The following is a 23,201-nucleotide window of genomic DNA, read 5'->3' as shown; positions in this document are numbered from 1 at the left end:
CCCATGGATGCGGAAGGCGGGATCGGGAGAGAATGTGAGGGTGATCTTCCGTGACCGCCTGGCAATCCGCCGGCCGGGGCGGACCGTATATCTAGGTATGCAGAGTTTCCGGCTCCCGGTCGGGCGCCTCCCGGACGAGGCGCTGCTGTCCGGGCTGGCAACGGGCGACCCCGAGCTCGCCGCCACCTTCGTGCGGCGCTTCCAGCACACCGTCTTCGGCGTCGCCATCGCAGTCCTGGGCGATCCACAGCTCGCCGAGGACGTCTCCCAGCAGACGTTCGAGCGGGCGTGGCGGCACGCACAGATCTACGACTCCCGCCGCGGATCGGTGACGACATGGCTGACGGCCATCGCACACAACCTCGCCATCGACGTCGCCCGAGCGCGGCGACCGGTACCTGTGGCACCCCAAGACCTCGATACGCTCCTCGACGTCGTGACCGACGCCGCTACGCCCGAGCGGCTGGCCCTGGCCGGCGAGGCATCGGCGGCTCTGCGTTCCGCCGTGGCACGGCTGCCGCGCGAGCAGGGCCGGGCTCTGGTGATGGCGGGCATCTACGGGATGACGGCCCAGCAGATCGCCGATGCGGAACAGATCCCGCTGGGCACGGCCAAGACACGGATCAGGGCCGCCATGGGAAAGCTGCGGTCCACGCTCGTGTCTCCGAAGCGAGGCGACCATGGGTAATGACGTGACCTGCGAACAGCTGCGGGAGATCGGCGCCGAGCTCGCTCTGGGCGTCCTCCCTGGCCGTCGGCGGGCCGGGGCAGTGGAGCACCTGGACCGCTGCGCGGACTGCCGGGAGTACGTCGAGCAGCTGACCCTCGTCGGCGACGGTCTGCTGGGACTGTTGCCGGGCAGCGAGCCGCCGGCCGGGTTCGAAACCCGGGTCGCGCGGCGGCTGCACCAGGCGGCGGCACACGACGACCGCAGCCGCCCGCACGGCCGGGGGCTCCTCCCCCGCAAGGGGTTCCGCAGCCGTGCCCGGATACGGCTCGCGGCCGCCGCGACCGCGCTCGCGCTGGCCTTCGGGTTCGGTGGCTGGGCCGTCGGCACGGTCCTTTCGAACGAGGCGGCCGCTCCTTCCCGTCCCGCCGAGGTCGGCGCCGGAATGCAGCATGCGCAGCTGACCGCGGTAGGGCACGACCAGGGGCCTGTCGGCGAGATCTACCTCCATCGCGGGCCGCCGACCTGGGTCTACATGTCCGTTGACCTCGCGGACGCCGGCAACATGTACAACGGGAAGATCTCCTGCGTGCTGGTGCACAAGGACGGCAGCACCGTACGCGTCGGTACCTTCACCCTGCGCCACGGCTATGGCTACTGGGGAGCCCCGGCCTCCGTGAACCCGTCCACGCTCTCCGGCGCCCGCCTGACCTCCGCCGACGGCACGGTGCTCGCCACCGCACACTTCGGGGCAGGGTAGCCCCGGCTGCCGGAGCCCTGCTCGACACGCCGCCGGCTCCACCACAGAGGTCCGCGACCCGAAGCAGCACCACCCTCTTGGAAGATGATCAATGCGGAAGTCGGTCGCGTCAGACCGTGTCCTGCGCGCTCAACGACGTTGCGCGCCGACGGTAGATCTGCGGTGGAATGCGGGTGGCTGGCCTCCTCGACGGCCTCGGAAATGACGGTGACGCTTCTGATCGTTCTTTTCCGGGACGGTGCAGGCAATTCCTCGTTCACGCAGGTAGCGGGCGAAACCCGGGGGAGCTGGAGGCCTCGTCGGCGATGGTCTGGTCGGGTCTGCAACGGGGTCGACCAGTCCGGTGGGCGGGACGCGGATGCGTTTGGCCCCCCTCATCAATGACGACGGATCTGCCGCACGCCCACTCCCTTGCAACGGAACTCCGAGCGGCGGTTGAGGTTGCGCGGCTCGACCGGTGTCCCGCACCAGGTGATGGTCTCGAGGTTCGAGTCGGTTCCACAGTTCACCGACGGCCTCGCGCCTCTTCTGACGCAGCGGTAGCGAGGCTCGGCAGATCCCGGGCGGCGGCGGCGACCAAGATCTCGCCCCGGTCCAGCGGGACGTCCGACCATCGCAGGCTGAGCGCCCCGCCCACTGCGGGCGGCCTCGGTCGCGAACCCGTCTACCAGGAGTGTCGTCGTCCCGCAGATCCGCCCAACACGCGGCCAGCGCAGTCCGGTTGGAAAGAGCTCACTGTTTCGGCCGAACAAAAAGGGCTGTCGGCGAACTGACGGATCCTCACGCATCGAGGTCAGCCATTACGCCGGACCACCGTTCAGGCTCCCCCACCCCGTTCCAGCCCGGCCACGGTCCGTGCCACGCTCCGAGCAAGCAGCCGCCCGATCAGGGCGCGGCACCCGGGTCCACCGCCGCCGCCCCCTCGCACAGTCGCGCTGCCCTCGGCCGATGGCCTGACGTTCCCGTGACCGGCGAGGTGAGGACTGCCGGACCGGGTAGGGGAATTCGTGCGTTTACTGTCGATGCATCCCGACTACCGGGCGGCCGCGGTTTCACGGGAAGTACGAACATGATCAGCAGAAGAACCTTCGGAAAGGTCGTCGGTACGGGAGCGGTTGCGGCCTCGACGGCCTGCCTTTCCGTGGCATGCTCGCCTGCCGTGTCCGGAGAAATCGATTATTTTCCGCAGACGGACGAGCAGGTAAAGGGAAGCTCGGGTTTCGGCTCATTGAAGCAGATCAAGGCCGGCGTCCTGAAGGTAGGGTACGCCGAATTGGGACCAGCTCGTGCCCCGGCCGTCGTCCTCTTGCATGGCTGGCCTTACGACATTCACAGTTACGTCGCTGTCGCGCCGTTGCTGGCGGAAAGGGGGTACCGGGTCATCGTTCCGTATCTGCGGGGCCATGGCACGACGCGCTTCCTTTCGATCGGGACGTTCCGGAACGCACAGCAGTCGGTATTTGCTCTCGACATCATCGCCTTGATGGATGCGCTGCGGATCGACAAGGCCATCCTCGCGGGCTACGACTGGGGATCGCGGACGGCGGACATCATTGCGGCGCTCTGGCCGCAGCGGGTCAAGGGCTTGGTCTCCGTGAGCGGCTATCTGATCACGAACCTGGAAGCCAACAAGAAGCCGTTGCCGCCGAAGCTCGAGTGGGCGTGGTGGTATCAGTTCTACTTCGCCACGGACAGAGGACGGCTCGGCCTCGAACAGAACCGGCATGACCTCGCGAAACAGATCTGGAAGTTCAACTCCCCGACATGGGATTTTGACGACGCCACATTCGATCGCACCGCGGCAGCGTTCCGCAATCCGGATTACGTCAGCATCGTGATCCACAATTATCGCTGGCGGCTGAGCCTGGCCAAGGGCGATCCCCGTTACGACGACCTCGAAAAGCAGCTTGCCGCAAGCCCCGTCATCACCGTGCCCACGATCACTCTCGACGGCGAGGTCGATCCCTTCACGCCCGCGGGCAGCGGCTCTTCCTATCGCGATCGATTCACCGGTCATTACGCGCACCGAACCCTGAAGGGCATCGGTCACAATCTGCCTCAGGAAGCGCCCCGCGACTTCGCGCAGGCCGTCGTGGACGTCGACCATTTTCCCGCAGCCGGGCGGACGTCATCTGACGGCGGGGTAGCGCGTAAATGACGGCGTGATCGCAGGCCCACCTCTTGGCCAGGGGCGATGACGGAGGCGGAAACCTTCGCAGTAGTCAGCAGGGCATCTCCCGCGAAGCGAAGCTCGGTCTCTGATCGCTCGGCGGCATCCCCGTTGCTCTTACCCAGGCATTGGTGAGGACGACCGGGCGTAGCCCAGGTCCACCGCATGGCGGACGGTACGTGCGATACCGATCTCGAGGTGACAGCACCAACCAGGATGTCTTCCAGGGGAAGCGTAAAGCTGTCCGGTTGTCCACGGCTTCACGGAGCAAGCCGCAGCTTCGGAGGTGCCCGACATCTGCAGCTGCCATCAACGCAGGCCCAGGGCCGCGTACGGCGGCACACTCACCATCGATGGACAAGCCAACCAAAACCCAGTAGGTCAGCGGTCCGTGATGGTGGTGCACGCGCCTACGGATCACAGAACCGAGTTCGGGGTCGGTCGGGCAGCGGTCATGCCCATCAGTGGTTCGACCCCTTGATCTGATGATGGGAAATCTCTCCCCGTGCAGTGCGCCACCGTGACCGAGCCTGCTCGACCACGTTGTCCCACTGCCGGCGGACCTCACGGTCGGAAGGGCGGCGGCCTTGACGGATCCGGCTGAGTTCGTCTCGCACCTCTCGCCCCAGTGCCGCCGATGCGACCAGGACGAGCATGACTCCGAAGAGGGCGGAAATCATTGCGAAGACTGCGCCGACGACCCCGTAATGCGTCGCGGAGGAGTTGAACAGACGCGGCATGTAGATTGTTGCGCCCACTGCGTAGGCCGCCATCAGAACGGCTCCGGTGACGCCGAAGGGAAGCAGGTCCGGCCATCTGATCCGCTTCGCCGACAGGATCCAGCCGCTCCATACGAGGAACGCTGCAGTCACCGGCACTTCACACACCAAGGCGACCAGACCCAGCGCGTACCCGCCCAGGAACGCAGAGAGCAACGTAATGACCACGGTGTAGCCACCGAGTGTGAGGATCCACCATGAGCCGTTGCGCGTGTTGCGCACGCTGAGAGGTTTGAGCTCCCATGCCTGTTCGAAGACCCGCTGCGCGGCGCGCGTGAAACTCAGCACCGAGATCATCAGAAACACGACGCCGAAAACGCCGAAGCTCGCGCTGAGCTCTTCGGTAGTGGAGAACAGCGAGCTGACTGCTGTGGCGCCTGCTCCGGTGAGGTCGTAGCGTTTGATGATCCGCTCTGCGGCGTCGTAGTGCACGAAGACGGTGCCGAGGAGGATGGACAGTGGAACCAATGCCGTCAAGGCGCTGGACGCCAGGGCCATCGAGCGGTCGAAGCCCGAGATTTTTTGAAACCTGTTGATCACCCTCAACGCGAACGCAGGCCGCAGCCAAAACGTCAGCTTTCTGACGAGGCTCTCTCGGTTGATCTCCGTCGTCCTGCCTTCCATGAAGATCGGGACGTTTGTGGGCGACTCGAGCCTAACGGACGGCCGCTGGACCGATGCGGGGCGACACGACAAGCGGCAAACCGACGGCACGAGTACCGGATGCCGCACAGCATCAGGCAGTTCGCCGCACCACGGTTGATGTCAGCTGAAAGGGTTGTGGACAAGGCCTGACCTGGATCAAGTCCGTCGTGGCCTGACACCAGCAACTGACACCAACAGCGGCGAAGAACCGGACGAGAGTGGCCCCAGCGGTCGAAAGACAGCCGGAAGGATGGGGTCCCCCAGCCCCCGCGCCACGCGGCCCTGAACCTTGAGTCCGTGGCTGACGTTGCCCCCTATTCACTGTTGGTGCAGCCTGATCGTCGGGGCCGTCACACGTGGAACGCACAAGGGGTAGGTGTCCGCGCTTCGATGACCTTGTCGAAGCACTGCCCCAGTACTGCCGCAGCACGGCGCCGGAGAATGCCGGCCGACGGCGAGCCCGTCACCTTCACCAGCATCGCCCGCACCGCGAAGGCCTCAACCTGGCTCGTCCACGCTTAGGCGAACGCGAGCACGTTGAAGCGGCCGCCGTCCAGCAGCAACACGAACCGGTCGTCGCGCGATCAGACCGTCGCCAGGCCGACCCAGCAAGCCTGAAGTCCGACCTGCTCATGGCTCGCGACGAGACCACCACCCTCCGCCAGGACCGTGGCCGCCTTCGTGAAGCCGTCCGTCAGCAACTCGGTCGGCAGCTCGACCGCGTCGCCAACCAGCAGCTGACCGCGCGCATCTCCGAACTCACCAATGCGGACAGGTGACTTGAACAGGAGATCGCCCAGCGTCAGCCGTTGGAGGAGCGTATCGACCAGTCGGAGAAGGACCTGGCAGCTGCCCGCAGCAGTCGGTGCAAGACGATCCGTGCGGGGAAGGACTGCCCCACCTGTCCGTCTCTGCGACGGCGGCCTGACGAGCAGCCTTCCACCCTGGTCAGGCCTCCACTCGGTCAGTAGCTGCTGACCAGTGTGCGGTCGAGGAGGGGTAGCAGGCGGTCCCAGTGGCGCTGTAGTCCTGCGGGGTCGAAGGCGTCGGTGTCGGACATGGTGAACCCGTGGACGGTGCCGGGGTAGATCTCGGAGGTGTGGGCGACCTTCGCGGCCTCCAGGGCCCGGTTGAGCTCGCCGAGGGCCTCGGGCGTCAGGTCGCTTTCGGCGTGGCCGAAGTGGACCTCGGCGGTGATCTCGGCGAGGACGTCGAGCCCGTCCGCGCCCACGGGGCCGTGGAATGCGGCGAGGGCGGCCACTTGGCCGGGGTGGGCCGCGGCGGTGCGCATCGCCAGGAGGCCGCCTATGCAGTAACCGGTCACCGCGACCGGTCCGGCGCCGACCTCGGGCTGGGCAGTGAGGAACCTCAGGTAGGCGTCGGCGTCGCTCAGGACGCGTTCGGCGGTGTGCGCCTCGATCAAGGGCATCAACTGGGCCATGAGCGCGGGCCGGGCCTCTTCTCCGATGTGCTCGGGAAGTTCGATCACCGGTGCCGGGCCGTGCCGATGGAAGAGGTTGGGGACGAGCACGTAGTACCCGTGCTCAGCCAGTTCGCGGGCCATCTCCCGCAGCACGGGCCGGATGCCGAAACCGTCCGCGTACATCAGCACCCCTGGGTGCCGCTCATCACCGTCGGGGAAGGCGGCGAAAGCGTCGGCCCGGCCGTCCGCGGTGGGAATCTGCAACGTCATGGTGGGCATGAATTCTCCTGTCGTGGTCGATGTATCGAGCCTGTGATCAACACGACGGAGGCGGATCCCGCCCAGCAGCGCAAGATCCTCGGTCAGACAGCGGGCCCGCACCGGCCCGTACGGCGCTCAGAACAGCACCGGGTCACCAATCCGTGTGTGGCGCGATGCCGTCCCGGTATTCATGGCCGCACAGCCTAGCCCACCGGGCAACGAGCAACGCCAGCACCGCAGTCCACAGTGCGGCGCGACATCCCTGGACTCGGCCAGGAGCCCGGCGTCTCTCCCTCCACAGACCGTCGTCCACGCGATCTCCCGAGCCCATGCCCGTCTCTCTGCGCAGGCCACCGAGGTCTTCCGTGACCTGAAGCGACCAAAGGCCACCCTCAGCTGGAACAGGCAGGCCACGGCGGTGCCGACCGGAGTGTTCACCCGCTCTGTCGGCATGGGTCTCGTCATCGTCGGGACCGCCCGTTTCCAGGCCTGCGACCTCGAGCTCGGCCTCGAGCTCGGCCTCGAACTCGGCAACCGCAGCGTGGACATCCTCGCCCGCGCCCAGCCGAGCCGAGGCCTACGTCCGTGAATTCAAAGCGGCTCTCGCCCCGTGGCGGCGCGAGTCGGCCGGATGCAAGTTCGTCCAGTTCGGCGCCACGCCCGAGAGTAAATCTCTCTCTCGGTCATACCGCGAGGCCATCGCGGCCGCGTCATTCGATGAGGCTCCGGACGAGGCGGCGAAGCCGAATTTGATCTTGATGTCAAGGCTAGGGTGAGTGCTTCTCGCGACCCCTTCGGAGGTGCCTGCCCGGTGGCTGACAGCTTTGTTCACCTGCACAATCACACCGAATACTCGATGCTTGACGGGGCTCAGAAGCTCAAGCCGATGTTCGCCGAAGTCGAGCGGCAGGGCATGCCCGCGGTCGCGATGAGCGACCACGGCAACATGTTCGGTGCGTACGAGTTCCATCAGGTGTCCAGGGGCTTTGACGGCGTCAAGCCGATCATCGGGATCGAGGCGTACGTCGCCCCGTCCTCCCGTCGCAACCGGAAGCAGGAGTTCTGGGGGCCGGGTGGGCAGAGGGCCATGTCGGATGACGGTGAAGGGTCCAAGGACGTCTCGGGCGGCGGCCGCTTCACGCACATGACCATGTGGGCGCAGAACGTGAGGGGCCTGCGCAACCTCTTCCACCTGTCGACGGAGGCCAGCTACACGGGGCAGTTCCCGGCCGGCAAGCCCCGCATGGACATGGAGCTGATCAGCGAGCACGCCGACGGGATCATCGCGACGACCGGCTGCCCCTCCGGTGCGGTCCAGACCCGCCTGCGGCTGAAGCAGTACGACGAGGCCCGGCAGGTCGCGGCCTCGTACCAGGACATCTTCGGCCGTGAGAACTACTTCCTCGAGCTGATGGATCACGGGCTGTCCATCGAGCGGGACGTCCGGGACGGGCTGCTGCGCCTGGCGAAAGATCTGAACATTCCGCTCCTGGCCACCAACGATGCGCACTACGTCCACGCGGACCAGGCGGATGCGCACGACAACCTGCTATGCATCGGCGTCGGCAAGAACAAGGCCGACGAGAAGCGGTTCCGGTTCTCGGGGAACGACTACTACCTCAAGACCGCGGACGAGATGCGCGCTCTGTTCGCCGAGATGCCCGAGGCATGCGGCAACACCCTGCTGATCGCGGAGCGCGTCGAGTCGTACGACGAGGTCTTCGACAACATCGACGAGATGCCGCAGTTCCCTGATGTTCCCGACGGGGAGACGCAGGAGTCGTGGCTGCGCAAGGAGGTCATGAAGGGCCTCGTCATGCGCTACGGGGACCCCGTCCCGGCGGAGGTCCTGGAGCGGTTCGAGACCGAGATGACGGTCATCGGCCCGATGGGCTTCTCCTCCTACTTCCTCGTGGTCGCCGACATCTGCAAGTACGCGCGCGACAACAGCGTGCCGGTCGGTCCGGGCCGTGGATCGGCCACCGGTTCGATCGTGGCGTACGCGACCCGCATCACCGAGCTGTGCCCGCTGGAGCACGGCCTGCTGTTCGAGCGGTTCCTGAATCCGGAGCGCATCAACCCTCCGGACGTCGACCTCGACTTCGACGACCGCCAGCGCGACTTCATGGTCCGCTACGTCGTCGACAAGTACGGCGACGAGTACACCGCCATGGTCAACACGTTCGGCAAGATCAAGGCCAAGAACGCGATCAAGGACAGCTCACGCATCCTCGGCTATCCGTTCCAGCACGGTGAGCGCATCACCAAGGCCCTGCCCGACGACATCATGGGCAAGTCCATCCCCCTCGACGGCATCTTCGACTCCACGCACCCCCGCCACGGCGAGTGCGGCGAGATCCGGGCGATGTACGAGAACGAGCCGGACGTCAAGAAGGTCATCGACACAGCCAAGGGCGTCGAGGGCCTGACCCGCGGCACGGGCGTGCACGCGGCCGCCGTCATCCTGTCCAAGACCAAGCTGACCGACCGGATCCCGCTGCACATGCGGGCCAAGGACGGCGTCAAGATCACCGGCTTCGACTACCCCAGCTGCGAAAACATGGGGCTCGTCAAGATGGACTTCCTGGGCCTGCGGAACCTGGGCGTCATCGACCACGCCATCCAGAACATCCGCGAGAACCGGGGCGTCCATCTGGCCACGGTCGACCCGGGCAACGGCGACGTCACGGACCAGATCGTCATCCCCCTCGACGACAAGAACACGTACGAACTGCTCGCCTCGGGCGACACCTTCGGCGTCTTCCAGCTCGACGGCGGCGGCATGCGCACCCTCCTCAAGGCCATGGAGCCGACCCGGTTCGAAGACATCGCGGCCGCCCTCGCGCTGTACCGGCCCGGCCCGATGGCCGCGAACGCGCACATGAACTACGCGCACCGCAAGACCGGGCGCCAGGAGATCCAGCCGATCCATCCCGAGCTGGAGAAGGCCCTGGAGCCGATCCTCGGGAACACCTTCCATCTGCTCATCTACCAAGAGCAGATCATGGCGATCGCCCGTCAGCTCGCCGGCTACACCCTCGGCGGCGCCGACCTGCTGCGTCGCGCCATGGGCAAGAAGAAGCCCGAGGTCCTGGCCGCGGAGTGGGAGAAGTTCCACGGCGGCATGCGGGGCAACAGCTACTCGGAGGAGTCCATCAAGGCTCTGTGGGACGTCATGCTTCCGTTCTCCGGGTACGCGTTCAACAAGTCCCACACCGCCGGATACGGGCTCGTCTCGTACTGGACCGCCTACCTCAAGGCGAACTATCCGGCCGAGTACATGGCCGCCCTGCTCACCTCCGTCGGTGACGACAAGGACAAGGCCGGCATCTACCTGGCCGACGCCCGCAAGATGGGCGTGACGGTCCTGCAGCCGGATGTCAACGAATCGGTGGCCGAGTTCGCGGCCATCGGCGACGACGTCCGCTTCGGCCTGCGCTCCGTGCGCAACGTCGGCGACAACGTCATCGAGTCGATCGTCGCAGGCCGCAAGGCGGGCGGAAAGTTCGGCAACTTCGCCGACTTCCTCGACAAGGTCGACCTGCCGGCCCTCAACAAACGCGCCATCGAATCGCTCATCAAGGCGGGCGCCTTCGACTCGCTCGGCCATACCCGCAAGGGCCTCACCGCGGCCCACGAATACGCCATCGACGCGGTCGTACCCGTGAAGAAGGCCGCCGCGTACGGGCAGGACGACTTGTTCGCCGGCCTGGGCGCAGACGGAGGCGCCGACGGCACTGAGGCGTTCGGTGTCGACATCGAGATCGACGAAAGCGAATGGCCACGCAAGCAGCTCCTGTCGACCGAGCGGGAGATGCTCGGCATGTACGTCTCCGCGCACCCGCTGGACGGCACTGAGAGCATCCTGGCGGCCCATCGCGACACCACGATCCCCGACTTGATCGCCTCCGGCCGTACCGAAGGCGTCGTGCGGCTGGCCGGACTCATCACCAGCGTGCAGCCGAAGATGACCAAACAGGGCAACTCATGGGCCATCGTCAACCTCGCAGACCGGGACGGCCAGCTGGAAGTACTGTTCTTCCCCGCCACCTACCAGCTCGTCATGGGTGCGCTCGTCCCGGACAGTGTGGTCTCCGTCCTGGGCCGCCTCAACGACCGTGACGGCACCATCAACCTGGCCGGGCAGGAGCTCCAGGTCCTCGATGTGACCTCCGCAGAACGCAGCGGCGCCGCGCCCGTCCAACTCCACCTGCCCTACCACCGGGTCAACGACCCCTCCGTACGCGAGCTCAAGCGCATCCTCCTCGCCCATCCCGGCCCCAACCCGGTCCGCCTGGCCGTTCAAGGACCCCGCAAGACCACCGTGTATGTCCTGCAGGACACAGTGAACGCCGGCACGATCGCGTCCGACATCAAGGGCAGCTTCGGCCTGGACATCTGGCAGGGCATCGCATGACCGAACCAGCCGACGAACACGACGTCATCGTCCAACTCGAAGGTGTGGAAGCATGCCCGGCCTGCGGTGAACAGAGCACGCTCAAAGTCAGCTTCGTCCACACATGGACGAACATGCACGGCGAGGTCGTGTCCGGGCCACGCGAGGCGGTGCTGTGCCCGGAGTGTGACCGGGGAGATCCGGCCGCGGACGAACTGCTCGCGCTGTTCGCCGTCGACGAGACGCTCGGCATCAACAACATCGAGACGTTCGGCGCACTCGTCGCGGCCTGGGTCGAGTCCGTACGACACCAGAAGGCCGACGAGACGCCACTGGCCGAGGAACACGATTAGTGGAGCGGTGAGTGGTAAGCCACTCACCCACACACATACATGGAACCCACCCACCTCAGTGTGCACGAGCCCCACCCTCAGATGGCGGTCTGCACGCCACCCGCCCGGCGTGCCTGATCGTCCAGTTCACCGAACACCCGCAGTTCACCCCCTGCCACATACGGCAGCACGCTGCCGTCGCCGTGGCCGCATGCCGCGTACGACACCGCACTGACACCGGAATTGACCTGGGCTGGTGGGCTGGGCGAAGACCGGCAGCGGGCGCAGTGTCACCCGCACCAGTGTCCCGGGTGAGGCGGTAAGGATGAGGGGGGACCTCGATGGCGACGGTGCAGAACGACGCGTGTCACCGGCGGCAGGCGCGCAGTGGTGATGCGGCGCACGCTCGCCATGACCACGGCCCGCAGGCCGCATGCCGCATGCCGCATGCCGCATGCCGCAGCAGGCGATCTCTTCATCTTTTATGTGGAGGGCGCAATCGGTTCTGCGGTGGTGCCGACCGGCGTCGTCACCAGTCGGCACCACGTCTCAGCCGCGCAGCGGGTTCGGCTCCGGGCTCGCGGCCCGGACCTCGAAGCGCCGGAGTGAATAGCCGAAGGACGACGCGCGCTTGATGCCTTGCATCCGCACGTACCGGCCCGAGGCGGGCGCGAAGGTGAGGTCGTCCACACGGGCGCCCGCGGGCTTGTCCCGGACGGCCGTGGCCGTCTTCCAGTTCGTCCCGTCGTCGGAGACCTGGATGTCGTAGTCCTGTCCGGAAGCGGTCTCCCAGTCGAGCAGGACGCGGCGGACCGTCTGTGCCCGGCCCAGGTCGACCTGGATCCATTCGCCGTCGCGGTAGGCACTGGCCCAGCGGCTCGCCGGGTCGCCGTCGGTGGCGTTCTCCGGTCCCAGGCTGGCCACTTCGGACGACGACGCGGTGGTCGGCCGGTTCAGCGCCAGATCCGGTGCGTCGAAGACCCGCATGCTCCACAGCGCGTAGCCGTCCTGTTTGCGGGCCGCTTCGGTGCCGACGAGGCGTACGTACCGGGCGGTGACCGGTACGAAGGTGAGCGTGTCGGATCCCGCGGACGTGCGCTCCGTGCGGCGGGCGACGGTGGTCCAGGTCGTGCCGTCGCCGGACACCTGGATCTCGTAGTCGCGGCCGTGTGCGGGCGCCCAGTCCAGGTCGGCCTTGGTGACGATCTGACGGCGGCCGAGGTCCACGCGGAGCCAGGCGTGATCTCCCGGGTCGCTCTGCCACTTGGTGGTGCTCACCCCGTCGAACGCCGCGTCGGCCGTGCCCGTGGACGCGGTCGCCGGCTTGTCCGCGCTCAGCTCGCTGTTGGCCGGGGTGGCCAGCGTCGTGGCGACCTCGGTCAGGCCCGTACCCACGCCGAGCTTGCGCACGGTCGACATGAAATCGCTGTACGGGACACCCGAGTTGGCTCCGCTCCACATCTTCTGCGCCAGGACTCCGAAGGTCGGCTCGACCAGCTTGTGGACGTCGAGTTCGGTGTAGCTGGACTTGGTGAGGTCGTTCCACACCGAGGACATCGCGCCGAGGAGCTGGGGGTCCTTCGGTGCGACGCTCTGGCCGTCGGGGAAGACGTTGGGTTCCCAGTTGTCGTAGAGGTACTTACCGTCCAGGCCGTGGCCGTGGTAGTAGCTCGCGAACGGGACGATGTAGAGCAGGGCGTCGTTGGTGTTGATGAACGAGTAGCCGTCCTTCTTGAGGGCCTGCGGGCCGTACCACGAGTTGTTCCAGCTATTGAGGGTGACGTCATGGTCGAAGCCCGTGGTGTCGGACGTCATCAGGGACAGGCTGCCCCAGGCGCGCGGGTGCTTGCCCAGCGCGCGGATGTGGGCGGCGATGTCGTTGAAGTAGGTCTTGTAGCGGGGCTTGTCCGACCGGTACTCGTCGGCGCCGAAGTGCACGTCCGGACCGCGGAACCACGGCGTGAACTCGTCGAACACCGACTTCATGAACGCGGTGGTCTCCGGCTTGGACAGGTCCAGGTGGTCGGAGTCGCCGTTGTCGAGGCCGATGGACGGCTTGAAGCGGATGAACGCGAGGGAGTGGGCGGGGGCGTCGAACTCGGGGACGAGGGTGACGCCGTTGGCGGCGGCGGTGTCCTCGAAGGAGTCCCAGTCGCGCCGGTCGTACGCTCCGTCCTTCGAGGCCAGGCCGGACAGCGCGGGGTTGTCGGTCTTGAGGCGGAAGCCGGCCTGAGCCTCGCTCCAGGGACGGTCGCCCTTGAACCCGTTGTCGTTGAGGTGGATCTGGAACTCGTTGAGTTTGAACCAGCCCATGAGACGGATGTAGTCGCGGATGAAGTCCGCGGTGAAGAAGCGCCGCCCCACGTCGAGGGTGAATCCGCGCACCTTGTAGTTCGGCCAGTCCACGGCGGTGCCCGCGGGGACCGAGTCACGGCCGTCGTCGAGCAGCAGGATCTGCAGGAGCGTACGGGTGCCGTAGTAGACGCCCTTCGCGGTCGGTGCGGTGATCCGTACGGTGGCGCCGGTGACCGTGAAGGTGTTGCCCTCTTCCTTGTACCGGGCGGTGTCCACCCCTTGGGGCACGGTGGGATCGATCGACAGCACGATGTCGCCGCTGTGCGGGTGGCGCGGCGAGATGGCCGGCTTGCGCCCCGTGACCTGCTCGATCTCGTCCGGGAGCGTGGCGAGTTGTTCGCGGAGGGTGTCGCGCTGTGCGCCGGCGAACACGATGCGGCTGTGTCGGCTCAGCTCGAAGAATCCGGTGCTGCCCTGCCACTTCTGGAGGGCTGGTACCACTGCGGGTTTTGCGTTGACCGGGTCGGGAGCGGCGCTCGCCGGCGTGGCGGGAGCGGCGGGTGCGAGGGCGAGCAGGGAGACCGTTAACGCGAGAAGGCACAGCAGCTGTCTGGGACGCACTCTCATGTGAAACCCCAAGCGTTCTCGATGGATTCGTTCCGGGAGGTTGCTGCGGGTGACGCGGAGGGGAGCGGGTGCCGGCTGTGCCGCGCCCCGGCCTCGGCCGGGGCGCGGCACAGCTGCCTTCACGGCCTGGTTGTCACCTTGTAGGCGGTCTTCGCGTCGGCGACGGTCCCGCCGTTCCTGGCGGTGATGGTGAACCTGCTGCTGCCGGGGTGGGTAGGGATTCCGGTGATACCGCCGGTGTCCTGGTTGAGGGTCAGGCCGCGCGGGAGGCAGCCGTCGGTCACCTCGTAGCGGACGGTCCGTGGCGTCGTCGAGGTCACCTTGAAGCCGTACAGCTTTCCGATCCGGGCATCCGTCGGTTCAGCCGTGGCGAAGCCCGGCGTCGGGGCCTTGATCGGCTGCGGGTCGCCGATCGGCTGACCGGACGTGTCCATCTCCTGCAGTGTCCACTCGGCGTCCGGCGTGACCTCGGTCAGGTGCCAGTGCCTGCTCGCCACGCCCAGCTGCTTCTTCTGCTCGGCAGTGAACGCACCGGCCGCACGCGCGGACTCCCACATCCGGACGGCGGCGAGCAGCGCGGTGGAGTTCTTTCCGGACTGGAGGCTGCTCACGCTGGTCTCGAAGTTGATGCCGGCGTCGAGGGAGGCCGCGTGCGCCAGGGTGTCCTCGATCTTCTGCAGGCTGTCGCCGCCCGAGAGTCCCTGCTGACCCATCATCCCGGGCAGGTAGTTCGCCCGGTAGAAGGTGTTGCTGCGGATGATCTGGGCGTAGCTCGTGGGGCCGATCTCACCCCAGCTCGCCCTGGACTGGGCGTCCCAGGTGTTCGACGCGAGGTTGCTGCACTCGGTGATGAAGTTCTTGGTGGTGACCTGCCGGTGGACGCCGTTGACGAGGCGCGCGAAGCCGTAGCCGCCCCAGCCGTTGTAGCCGGTGCCTTCAAGGCCGTCGTAGGACGTGGCGTGGACGCCGCTGGTGTTGTAGGCGGTGGCCAGGCGGGTCGCGATCTCGTCGGTGATGGGCAGGCTGGCCAGCGCTCCGCCGTAGCCGTTCTGGATCAGCCGGGCGACGGTGGTGCCGGCCGGGTAATCCTTGGCGGCCGACGACCACTGTGCCCGGCCCAGGCCACCGACCTGCCACTCGGTGTTGCTGACCTTGGTGACGGAGCCGTACGTGATGAACTCGTCGCCGATCCGCAGCCGTTGACCGTCGACGCCGGAGGCCAGCAGGCCGTCGGCATCCACGTACAGCGTGGTGTCCGAGCCGGCCAGCGGGCGGGACAGCCGGGCGGAGCCGCCCACCGCGAGCCGTGGATCGGCCGGCGCCTTCACGTACGGGTCGTTGGCGTCGATGAAGGTGGACAGGGTGTGCACCCCGACCTCGACGCCCTCCTTCGCCGCCGCGGCCACCAACTGGGCGGCCGCCGCGTCCGATCCGCCGAAGTTGCCGTTGAACTGGTAGTGCCCGTGCGACGCCCACGGCCCGTTGCCGCTGATCGCGTAGATGTTCCGCACCCCGGCCTGCGCGGCGAGCTTGGCGGCCGCAGTGACGGTGCTGGTGTTGAGGTCGTGGACCCAGAAGTGAGTCTGCGAGGTGCGCTGGGCCACCTTCTGCCACTGGCCGTCCAGGGTGGGGTACGCCTGGTCGTGCTCCTTGGCGATCTGGCTGAGCACCGTCAGGGCCAGATCCGGCGCACTGCCGAACAGGGCGATCTTCGACCCGACGATCCGGCCCTCCGGCGTGGGCAGCGGGCCGAGCGGGATCTTGTATCCGTTCGTGCGCTGCCGGACCCGCACCTTGCTGTAGTCGTAAGTGGTGGCACGCAGGACGCTGCCCCACGTGGTCTTCGCGGCGACGTTGCTCGCCAGCCACTCGTCCTTCTCGCCGGTCTGCAGCCCGTACGGATTCCAGACGAGATCGGGGCCGAACCCGTACGCCAGGTGTTCGTTCGGCCACCCGCCCACCGTCTTGTCGTTCAGCGGCCGGACGCCCATGACGAACTCGGAGTCGGCGACCACACCGGCCGTCTCGCCAATGGTCGCGTCGAGCGTCGTCGGCAGCGGACCCCACAGCAGCGTCTGCACATCCACACCTGAGGCGGCCGTCAGCCCGATGACTTCAAGGGTGGAATGCGTGGGGAACCCGACGGCCTCCACCTGGATCGTCACACTGTCGCCGCCGAACTCCAGGACCTGCCGGTGGTGGGACCTGTCGCGCGTCACGACCCGCACCTTCGCGGGAACCACGTGCTTGCCGTCGGCCACCACGCTGACCAGCGGCACGGGGGTGTCCTTCGCCAGGTGGTCGGTGCCGTTGCGCAGGTCCACCAGGCTGTCCACGTACCCCGAGCTGCTGATGCCCACCGACAGGAAGCCCGCTCCGATCCGCAGCGAGGGGGACGTCTTGGTCCTGGCCGTTCGCGCGGCCTGCGCGGGGCCGGCGGCCAAGGCCACGGCCGTAGCCGAACTCAGGCCGCCGGCAACCAGAAAACGACGTCTGTCCACATTTCCTCCTAGGTGAAGTGACTCTCGATGAGACGCGGGATCGCTGATCAACCGCCCGTGAACAGCACAGAGGGGCGCAGGGCCGGCAAACGTCGAGCGACGAACGAGGCCATCTGGATAGTTCGTATTCTTCAGCGGAGATGGTTCGCGCGGTTCCCGGGGCGCGAGATCGGTGGGCAGCCGTGAGCTGTAAGCCCATGGGTCTGCCCGTGCAAGGAAGTGCGCTTGCTTCTCCTGTGTCACTACCGCAGCACAAGTGCGATCTAGCGTGCATGGCACGGAAGAGAGCGTCAAGGCTTAGTTCGGATCTATTTCAGATGGTGCGGGCGCTCCGTGGTGCGGCAGGAGCACCCCTGAACGGAGGGCCAGGGAGGTATCTTGGGCCCAGCACTTGGTATTTCGTGACCTGCATGCATCGGATACATGGAGCAACATGACTGGATCTTCCCGGCCCGCGCCCGCGTCCCCAGCATCGGATTCGGAGACGGAGGCGGCTCCCTACCGCCCCGGCTACGAGGTCGCGGCAGAGCGCATCCTGGAGTACGTCGCCCGGCAGGGGATGGGGCCGGGTGACCGGCTGCCGACGGAGAAGGATCTGGCGGCCGAAGTGGACATGACCAGGACGGTGGTGCGGGAGGGCGTCAAAATCCTCTCGGCCCTCGGGAGGCTCTCCGTGGAGAAGGGACGCGGCATCTTCGTGGCGCATCCCAAGAACGACCTGTGGTCCGACACGTTCTCACGGTTCCTGCCGACCGACCCCAGCCGCGTCGGTGAACTGTTCGAGTTCCGGCGCTTCACCGAGACCGAGACCAGCGGGCTCGCGGCCACGCGGGCCACACCGGTTCAGCTCAGGGCGATCCGCGAGGCGGCGCAGCGTTCGGCGGAGGCCGCCGAACGCGACGACCACGAGTCGTTCGGCCGGGCCGATGCGGAGTTCCATCAGGCGATCGGTGCGGCGGCGGGGAACGCGTTCCTCTCCAGCCTGGTCGACGCGATCCAGCGGCTGCAGCGCCAGGTCACCATCGTGGCCTTGGCCGACTCCGCACCGGGATCGCTGGCCGGGGCCGCCGAGCAGCACCTGGCGATCCTGGAAGCGATCGGGGCCGGCGAGCGGGAGCAGGCCGCCGCCCTCATGGCCCGCCACATAGACACGACGGAACTCCAGGTCCAACGAGAGATCCGTAACCGCATCTTCGCCTCTCCCGCCGGCCCGGACCGGGCGTGACCGTGGGCGACAGCCTCGATCAGTAGTGCCCCGCCGACCCTCGCCCCGCCGCCCACGCCGGAAACGGCCGGGCGACGGGGTTTCGTAGCGTCCCGCGGTCGTGAACCGCGCCACCGATGTGCCTCGTTCTCGCGAAGCGAATCCGTAGAGGTCCGGCAAAACCCTACCGACATGTATCGGATTTATTAGCGCCTCACTGGAGACAATAACTCCGTCTCATCTCTTGACATGCCGTCGCGTGCAGACTTCCATACCTCCAAGGTGCCCTGAGGGCGAACGCTGAGGGGAAGCGGTCGCCCCGAGAGCAGCAGGACTCTGGGAAGAGTCTGAACCATGTGACGGATTCGGTGGACGGTCGGCAGCGAGATTCCCTCTCTCGTCTCGGTACGAGCAAGACAGCGACGCGGTACCGCCCCCGGACAACGACGGGTAGGGGAAGTTGAACATGACGCGCAATCCGATACTCACGAGAACCGTCGCCCTCGCAGGTGCTCTCCTCCTGGCCGGGTGCACGGCCGGCAATTCCGGTACGAGTGCATCCAAGGGCAACGGCGACAAGGTCACCTTGACCTTCCTCACCTTCGAAACGCCCAACTTGGACGCGAAGTACTGGGACGCCGCGATCGCCCGCGCCTCAGCGAAGGTGCCCGGGGTGACGATCAAGAAGCTCGTGTCGCCCAGCGCCGACCGCACCGGGTACGCGAAGCAGCTCGACAGCACGGGCCAGTTCCCGGACGTCATGATCGGCCTGAACCCCGGCGGATTCGCCGAGGCCGGCAAGCTGGCGCCGTGGACGGACAAGGAACTCGCGACGTACGAGAATCCCCGTGCCAACACCTACGGTGGCAAGGTCTACCAGCTGCCCTACGCCGCCCAGACGACGCTGGTCTACTACAACAAGAAGGACTTCGCGGCAGCCGGGATCGACACGCCCCCGCGCACGTACGCCGAACTCCTCGATGACAGCGCGAAGTTGAAGAAGAAGGGCATCAACCCCTTCGTGGTCGGCGGTGGCGGCAAGGATTCCTGGGCCGACATGTTCCCGCTGATCTGCACGGTGGCGACCGATGTCTACAAGAAGACGCCGGACTGGCTGTCCCAACGCGCCAAGGGCAAGGTCAAGTTCACCGATCCGGCGTTCGTCACCGCCGCCCAGAAGGTCGCCGGCCTCGCGGACAAGGGATACATCGACCGCGCCGGCCTTTCCCGCTCCTACGCGGACACCGAACAGGCCTTCCGTGACGGCAAGGGCGCGATGTATCCGATGGGCAGCTGGTTCTCCGCCTCGGCCGACACGAAGAAGCCGGACTTCGACACGGGCGTCTTCGCGTGGCCCACGGACCAGAGGGCCCCGGCCCTCCCAGGTGTCCTCGGCGGCGGGATGACGGTCAGCTCCAAGTCGTCCGATGTGCCCCTGGCCAAGAAGTGGGCCAAGGCCTTCATGGAGGACCACAAGAACCTGGACGCCGCCGTCAAGGCCGACGGTCTCATCATCGACATCAAGGGATACAGCCCGCCCGGCACCATGGGCCCCGTCTACAAGGAGACCCTGGCGGCGTACCAGCAGGCCCAGAAGGACGACGGGATCGTCAACTCGTTCTCCCAGGAGACCGGTGACGGTTCCCTGCCGCCCGGCCTGGCCGACAAGGCCGCCATCGGCGTCCAGAAGCTCATCGGCGGACGCATGACGGCCAAAGAGTTCGGTGCCTACATGGACGAGCAGTGGGACAAGGCCACCCGATGATGCGCACACGTACCGAGACCCGACCGGAGGGTTCCGCTGCCGCGCCCGCGGCGAAGGACCCGGCAGCAGCCCGGCCACAGGACTCCCCCGAGCGGCGGTCGTCGCGGCCGTCCCGGCGCTTCCGCCCGAACGGCGGACCGGGCCGATTCGCCGTCTTTGCGGCGCCCGGACTCCTTGCCTACCTGGCCCTCGTCCTGGTGCCGATCGGCATGACGACCGGCTACAGCCTCACCAACAAGAACCCCTTCAACCCACCGACCCAGTGGGTGGGCCTGTCCAACCTCACGAGCCTGTTCTCCGACGACGACTTCCTCAAAGCACTGCAGAACACCGTCGTCATCACCGTGATCGTGACGCTGGTGACCAACGCGGGCGGGCTCGCGATCGCCCTGCTGCTCGACCGGCGCGGCTGGCTGTACAACGCGCTGCGCAGCGTGTTCTTCGTTCCGGTCGTGCTGAGCGCCGTGGTGGTCAGCGTCATATGGCAGTCGATTCTCGTCGACGACGGCCTGCTCAACACCGTGCTGCGACAACTGGGCGTGGGCCATCCGCCGGGCTGGCTCTCCGACCCGAGCCTCGCCCTCTACACGGTCTCGTGGGTCATCGCCTGGCAGGGGCTCGGCTTCTGCGTGGTGATCTACCTGGCCGGACTGCAGGGAATTCCTCAGGACTTGTACGAGGCGGCGGCCATCGACGGCTGCGGGCCGATGATGCGGTTCCGTCATGTCACCTGGCCGATGCTGGCCCCCGCCGTCACCATCAACACGGTCATGTCACTGATCGGCGGATTCAAGGCCTACGACCAGATCCAGGTGCTCACCAACGGCGGCCCCGGCCCCAACACCACCTCCACCCTCGCCTTCCAGGTGGTCCAGACCGCGTTCAACGGCAACCACGTCGGCTACGCCTCCGCGATGGCCGTGGCGATGCTGATCCTGGTCGCGACCGTCTCCGTGATCGCGCTCGGATGGCTGCAGAAACGCGAGGTGTCCTCATGAGTACGAACATGAAGATCACGGACATGAAGATGGAGGCGGATCCCGACCTGAGCGCGAGCATGAACAGGGACGGAACAAAGGCGTGGGTACGTCCGGTCGTCGCGATCCTCGCCGGCCTGCTGTTCTTCCTGCCCATCTACCTCGTGCTGGTCAACGTGTTCAAGGACGGTTCGGCGATCGTGTCGAACCCGCTCGGCCTGCCGAGCCCGCCCACCCTCGGGAACATCCAGACCGTGCTGTCGCGCCCGGACCACCTCTTCTGGTACGGGCTTGTCAACAGCACGGAGGTCACCGTGATCTCCATCCTCGTCATCACCGCGATCTCTGCCATGCTCGGCCACTACCTGGCCCGGTCGACCGGCATCCTGCCTAAGGTCATCATGGTCGTCCTGCTCTGCGGCCTCATGGTGCCGCCCGCCGTGATCCTCACCCCGATCACCGAAGTCCTGCGCACGCTGGGGCTGATGAGCAGCGTGCCCGGACTGGTCCTGGCGTACGTCGGCTATTACATGCCGTTCGGAGTGTTCGTCTTCGCGGGCTTCGCCAAGACGATCCCCCGGGAGCTCGAAGAGGCAGCGGCGATCGACGGCGCCGGAGCGTTCCGCGCCTTCTGGCAAGTGGTCTTCCCGCTGATGCGGCCGGCGTCGGCCAGCGTGGTGATCTTCCTCGGCGTCTGGATCTGGAACGACTTTCTCAACCCGCTGATCGTCCTGGGCCCGGCGGCGGGCACCACGGTGACCGTCGGCATCTACCGGGCCATCGGCGAACACCAGGCGGACTACGGCTCGGTCTTCGCCTTCATGTTCCTGGCGACACTGCCCATCCTCGCCTTCTACCTGGCCTTCCAGAAGCAGTTCGTCAAGGGCCTCACGGGTGGAGCGACGAAGGGGTGACCGGCCGGCACCGGGGCGGGGTGTGCGCGATCCCCCACCCCGGTCGTCCCCCACCGCTTGTCCCATGCCGTGCGACCGGGTCTCGAACGAGAGGCACACCTGAACTCATGCGCACCACCACACGGCTCGATCAACTCGCCCTGGGCGCCGCCGCGCTGGGCAATCTGTTCCACCCGGTCAGCGACGAGGAGGCGGCCACCACCGTCGAGGCCGCCTGGGCCTGCGGAATCCGCGCGTTCGACACCGCTCCGCACTACGGACTCGGCCTGTCCGAGCGCCGTCTTGGAGACGCCCTGCGCACCCGGCCACGTACGCAGTTCACGCTCTCCACCAAGGTCGGCCGCCTGCTGCGCGCACGCGCCGGACTGCCCGGCGACGACCTGGCGAACGGCTTCGCCGTCCCGGCCACCCACGAACGAGTGTGGGACTTCAGCGCCCGCGGTGTACGCCTCAGCGTCGAGGAGAGCCTCATCCGGCTCGGTCTCGACCGAGTGGACACCGTCTATCTGCACGACCCGGACGGCCACGAGCGTGAGGCCTTCGACTGCGCCTACCCCGAGTTGGAGCGGATGCGGGCCGAGGGCATGGTCGGCACGATCGGCGTCGGCATGAACCAGACCGCGATGCCGACACGCTTCGTCCGCGAATCCGACATCGACGTGGTCCTGCTGGCCGGCCGCTACTCCCTCCTCGACCAGAGCGCTCTGGCAGCACTGCTGCCGCTGGCGGCGCGACGCGGAGTGACCGTGCTGGTCGGCGGGGTGTTCAACTCGGGCCTCCTCGCAGATCCCCAGCCGGGCGCGACCTTCGACTACGCGCCTGCCTCGGCACACCTGCTGGACCGGGCGCTGGCCCTGCGCACGCTCTGCGAGACCTTCGGGGTCCCGCTGCGGGCAGCCGCCCTGCAGTTCCCGCTGGGGCACCCGGCGGTCACCGGTGTACTGCTCGGGGCACGCAACGCCGCCGAGGTGACGGACGCCACCGCAATGATCAACCACCCCGTCCCCGAGGAGATGTGGCTCACCCTGCGCGCCCAGGGTCTGCTGCCGCCAGGGGCGCCGATGCCCGTACCGACATCGAAATAGAGCTCCACTCACTGCGCCCTCGCCGGCCGGACCCCTGGGCCGCGGACCTGGCCGCTCTGGCCTGCCTCCCCGACACCGTGGCCAAACTCTCCGGGCTCGTCACCTCGGCCGACCGGCACACCTGGAGCGCCGCCGACCTGTGGCCGTTCGTGTCGGTCGCGCTGGAGGCCTTCGGTCCGAAGCGGCTCATGTTCGGCTCGGACTGGCCGGTGGGCGCCCTGGCGGCCGAGTACGAACAGGTGGTCGCCATCGGCCGCGAGCTGATGGCGGACCTGTCCGAGCATGGGCGGGCGGCGGTGTTCGCGGGCACGGCCGCGCGGGTCTACGGACTGTGACCCACAGCAAGTGAGTGGCAGGGGTGAGCGGCAGGGGGCGGCGGACTCAGTGGTGGCCGCCGCCC

General features: G+C 67.2%; 18 protein-coding genes. 13 read left to right on the top strand and 5 right to left on the bottom strand.

The features are described from left to right. The first annotated feature begins 97 nt into the window (after positions 1 to 97). The 3 genes from ACFC96_RS38560 (at position 98) to ACFC96_RS38550 (ending at position 3,585) form a co-directional block, all read left to right on the top strand. On the top strand, positions 98 to 688 hold the full coding sequence (locus tag ACFC96_RS38560) for a sigma-70 family RNA polymerase sigma factor (protein WP_340458203.1): 591 nt from the start codon (positions 98 to 100) through the stop codon (positions 686 to 688). Next, complete coding sequence (locus ACFC96_RS38555) at positions 681 to 1,427, top strand: hypothetical protein (RefSeq protein ID WP_376616912.1); 747 nt, start codon at positions 681 to 683, stop codon at positions 1,425 to 1,427. Before ACFC96_RS38560 ends, ACFC96_RS38555 begins: the two co-directional genes overlap by 8 nt. A 1,069-nt stretch (positions 1,428 to 2,496) precedes the next feature. Continuing rightward, entirely contained in the window at positions 2,497 to 3,585 is a 1,089-nt protein-coding gene (locus ACFC96_RS38550) for an alpha/beta fold hydrolase (protein WP_376616910.1), read from the top strand. Between the two features lie 473 nt (positions 3,586 to 4,058). Here ACFC96_RS38550 and ACFC96_RS38545 read toward each other — a convergent pair whose 3' ends face one another. Then, positions 4,059 to 5,000, bottom strand: coding sequence for a hypothetical protein (locus ACFC96_RS38545; RefSeq protein WP_340458199.1), 942 nt, complete (start codon positions 4,998 to 5,000; stop codon positions 4,059 to 4,061). A gap of 377 nt (positions 5,001 to 5,377) precedes the next feature. Here ACFC96_RS38545 and ACFC96_RS38540 point away from each other — a divergent pair, with 377 nt between their 5' ends. Further along, on the top strand, positions 5,378 to 5,800 hold the full coding sequence (locus ACFC96_RS38540; protein WP_376616908.1) for a hypothetical protein: 423 nt from the start codon (positions 5,378 to 5,380) through the stop codon (positions 5,798 to 5,800). 185 nt (positions 5,801 to 5,985) lie between these two features. Here ACFC96_RS38540 and ACFC96_RS38535 read toward each other — a convergent pair whose 3' ends face one another. Next, complete coding sequence (locus ACFC96_RS38535; protein ID WP_376616906.1) at positions 5,986 to 6,723, bottom strand: dienelactone hydrolase family protein; 738 nt, start codon at positions 6,721 to 6,723, stop codon at positions 5,986 to 5,988. A 412-nt stretch (positions 6,724 to 7,135) separates the two neighbouring features. Between ACFC96_RS38535 and ACFC96_RS38530 the strand changes: the two genes are divergently transcribed. From ACFC96_RS38530 to ACFC96_RS38520, 3 genes are all read left to right on the top strand, one after another. Further along, a complete protein-coding gene (locus tag ACFC96_RS38530; protein WP_376616904.1) occupies positions 7,136 to 7,294 on the top strand; it encodes a hypothetical protein in 159 nt (52 codons plus the stop codon). A gap of 222 nt (positions 7,295 to 7,516) precedes the next feature. Further along, positions 7,517 to 11,122 carry a DNA polymerase III subunit alpha gene (dnaE, locus tag ACFC96_RS38525; RefSeq protein ID WP_376616902.1) on the top strand — a complete coding sequence of 1,202 codons (3,606 nt, stop codon included), beginning with the start codon at positions 7,517 to 7,519 and terminating at the stop codon, positions 11,120 to 11,122. Beyond that, a complete protein-coding gene (locus ACFC96_RS38520) occupies positions 11,119 to 11,454 on the top strand; it encodes a DUF6300 family protein (protein ID WP_340458195.1) in 336 nt (111 codons plus the stop codon). The genes dnaE and ACFC96_RS38520 overlap by 4 nt, the downstream gene beginning before the upstream one ends. A gap of 77 nt (positions 11,455 to 11,531) precedes the next feature. Here ACFC96_RS38520 and ACFC96_RS38515 read toward each other — a convergent pair whose 3' ends face one another. The 3 genes from ACFC96_RS38515 to ACFC96_RS38505 all read right to left on the bottom strand — a co-directional run bounded on the left by ACFC96_RS38515 (position 11,532) and on the right by ACFC96_RS38505 (position 16,805). Further along, entirely contained in the window at positions 11,532 to 11,660 is a 129-nt protein-coding gene (locus ACFC96_RS38515; RefSeq protein WP_376616900.1) for a hypothetical protein, read from the bottom strand. A 322-nt stretch (positions 11,661 to 11,982) separates the two neighbouring features. Then, positions 11,983 to 14,355: a discoidin domain-containing protein gene (locus tag ACFC96_RS38510; RefSeq protein ID WP_376616899.1), complete on the bottom strand. Its 2,373-nt coding sequence runs from the start codon at positions 14,353 to 14,355 to the stop codon at positions 11,983 to 11,985. Positions 14,356 to 14,474: 119 nt separating this feature from the next. Continuing rightward, positions 14,475 to 16,805, bottom strand: coding sequence for an Ig domain-containing protein (locus tag ACFC96_RS38505; protein ID WP_376616897.1), 2,331 nt, complete (start codon positions 16,803 to 16,805; stop codon positions 14,475 to 14,477). Positions 16,806 to 17,289: 484 nt separating this feature from the next. On the opposite strand from ACFC96_RS38505, the gene ACFC96_RS38500 reads away from it, so the two are divergent. The 6 genes from ACFC96_RS38500 (at position 17,290) to ACFC96_RS38475 (ending at position 23,136) form a co-directional block, all read left to right on the top strand. Continuing rightward, positions 17,290 to 18,081, top strand: coding sequence for a FadR/GntR family transcriptional regulator (locus tag ACFC96_RS38500; protein ID WP_376259742.1), 792 nt, complete (start codon positions 17,290 to 17,292; stop codon positions 18,079 to 18,081). Positions 18,082 to 18,526: 445 nt separating this feature from the next. Beyond that, positions 18,527 to 19,825 (top strand): ABC transporter substrate-binding protein, encoded by a 1,299-nt coding sequence (locus ACFC96_RS38495; RefSeq protein ID WP_376616895.1) that lies wholly within the window; start codon positions 18,527 to 18,529, stop codon positions 19,823 to 19,825. Further along, entirely contained in the window at positions 19,825 to 20,823 is a 999-nt protein-coding gene (locus ACFC96_RS38490) for a carbohydrate ABC transporter permease (protein WP_376617065.1), read from the top strand. The genes ACFC96_RS38495 and ACFC96_RS38490 overlap by 1 nt, the downstream gene beginning before the upstream one ends. A gap of 59 nt (positions 20,824 to 20,882) precedes the next feature. After that, positions 20,883 to 21,716 carry a carbohydrate ABC transporter permease gene (locus ACFC96_RS38485; protein WP_376617063.1) on the top strand — a complete coding sequence of 278 codons (834 nt, stop codon included), beginning with the start codon at positions 20,883 to 20,885 and terminating at the stop codon, positions 21,714 to 21,716. A gap of 107 nt (positions 21,717 to 21,823) precedes the next feature. Further along, positions 21,824 to 22,801, top strand: coding sequence for an aldo/keto reductase (locus ACFC96_RS38480; RefSeq protein WP_376616894.1), 978 nt, complete (start codon positions 21,824 to 21,826; stop codon positions 22,799 to 22,801). After that, positions 22,732 to 23,136: an amidohydrolase family protein gene (locus ACFC96_RS38475; RefSeq protein WP_376616892.1), complete on the top strand. Its 405-nt coding sequence runs from the start codon at positions 22,732 to 22,734 to the stop codon at positions 23,134 to 23,136. The genes ACFC96_RS38480 and ACFC96_RS38475 overlap by 70 nt, the downstream gene beginning before the upstream one ends. Positions 23,137 to 23,201: the final 65 nt, after the last annotated feature.

Source organism: Streptomyces sp. NPDC055955 (genome assembly GCF_042270245.1).
In the GTDB taxonomy this organism is placed as follows: domain Bacteria; phylum Actinomycetota; class Actinomycetes; order Streptomycetales; family Streptomycetaceae; genus Streptomyces.
The sequence above is the reverse complement of the archived record's forward strand: the minus strand, read 5'-3'. Positions and strand labels throughout refer to the sequence as shown.

Excerpts from the sequence above, each read along its gene's own strand:
- ACFC96_RS38560 (WP_340458203.1), top strand. The coding sequence starts at position 98 with ATGCAGAGTTTCCGGCTCCCGGTCGGGCGCCTCCCGGACGAGGCGCTG.
- ACFC96_RS38555 (WP_376616912.1), top strand. The coding sequence starts at position 681 with ATGGGTAATGACGTGACCTGCGAACAGCTGCGGGAGATCGGCGCCGAG.
- ACFC96_RS38550 (WP_376616910.1), top strand. The coding sequence starts at position 2,497 with ATGATCAGCAGAAGAACCTTCGGAAAGGTCGTCGGTACGGGAGCGGTT.
- ACFC96_RS38545 (WP_340458199.1), bottom strand. The coding sequence starts at position 5,000 with ATGGAAGGCAGGACGACGGAGATCAACCGAGAGAGCCTCGTCAGAAAG.
- ACFC96_RS38535 (WP_376616906.1), bottom strand. The coding sequence starts at position 6,723 with ATGCCCACCATGACGTTGCAGATTCCCACCGCGGACGGCCGGGCCGAC.
- ACFC96_RS38520 (WP_340458195.1), top strand. The coding sequence starts at position 11,119 with ATGACCGAACCAGCCGACGAACACGACGTCATCGTCCAACTCGAAGGT.
- ACFC96_RS38510 (WP_376616899.1), bottom strand. The coding sequence starts at position 14,355 with ATGAGAGTGCGTCCCAGACAGCTGCTGTGCCTTCTCGCGTTAACGGTC.
- ACFC96_RS38500 (WP_376259742.1), top strand. The coding sequence starts at position 17,290 with ATGACTGGATCTTCCCGGCCCGCGCCCGCGTCCCCAGCATCGGATTCG.
- ACFC96_RS38495 (WP_376616895.1), top strand. The coding sequence starts at position 18,527 with ATGACGCGCAATCCGATACTCACGAGAACCGTCGCCCTCGCAGGTGCT.
- ACFC96_RS38490 (WP_376617065.1), top strand. The coding sequence starts at position 19,825 with ATGCGCACACGTACCGAGACCCGACCGGAGGGTTCCGCTGCCGCGCCC.
- ACFC96_RS38485 (WP_376617063.1), top strand. The coding sequence starts at position 20,883 with ATGAACAGGGACGGAACAAAGGCGTGGGTACGTCCGGTCGTCGCGATC.
- ACFC96_RS38480 (WP_376616894.1), top strand. The coding sequence starts at position 21,824 with ATGCGCACCACCACACGGCTCGATCAACTCGCCCTGGGCGCCGCCGCG.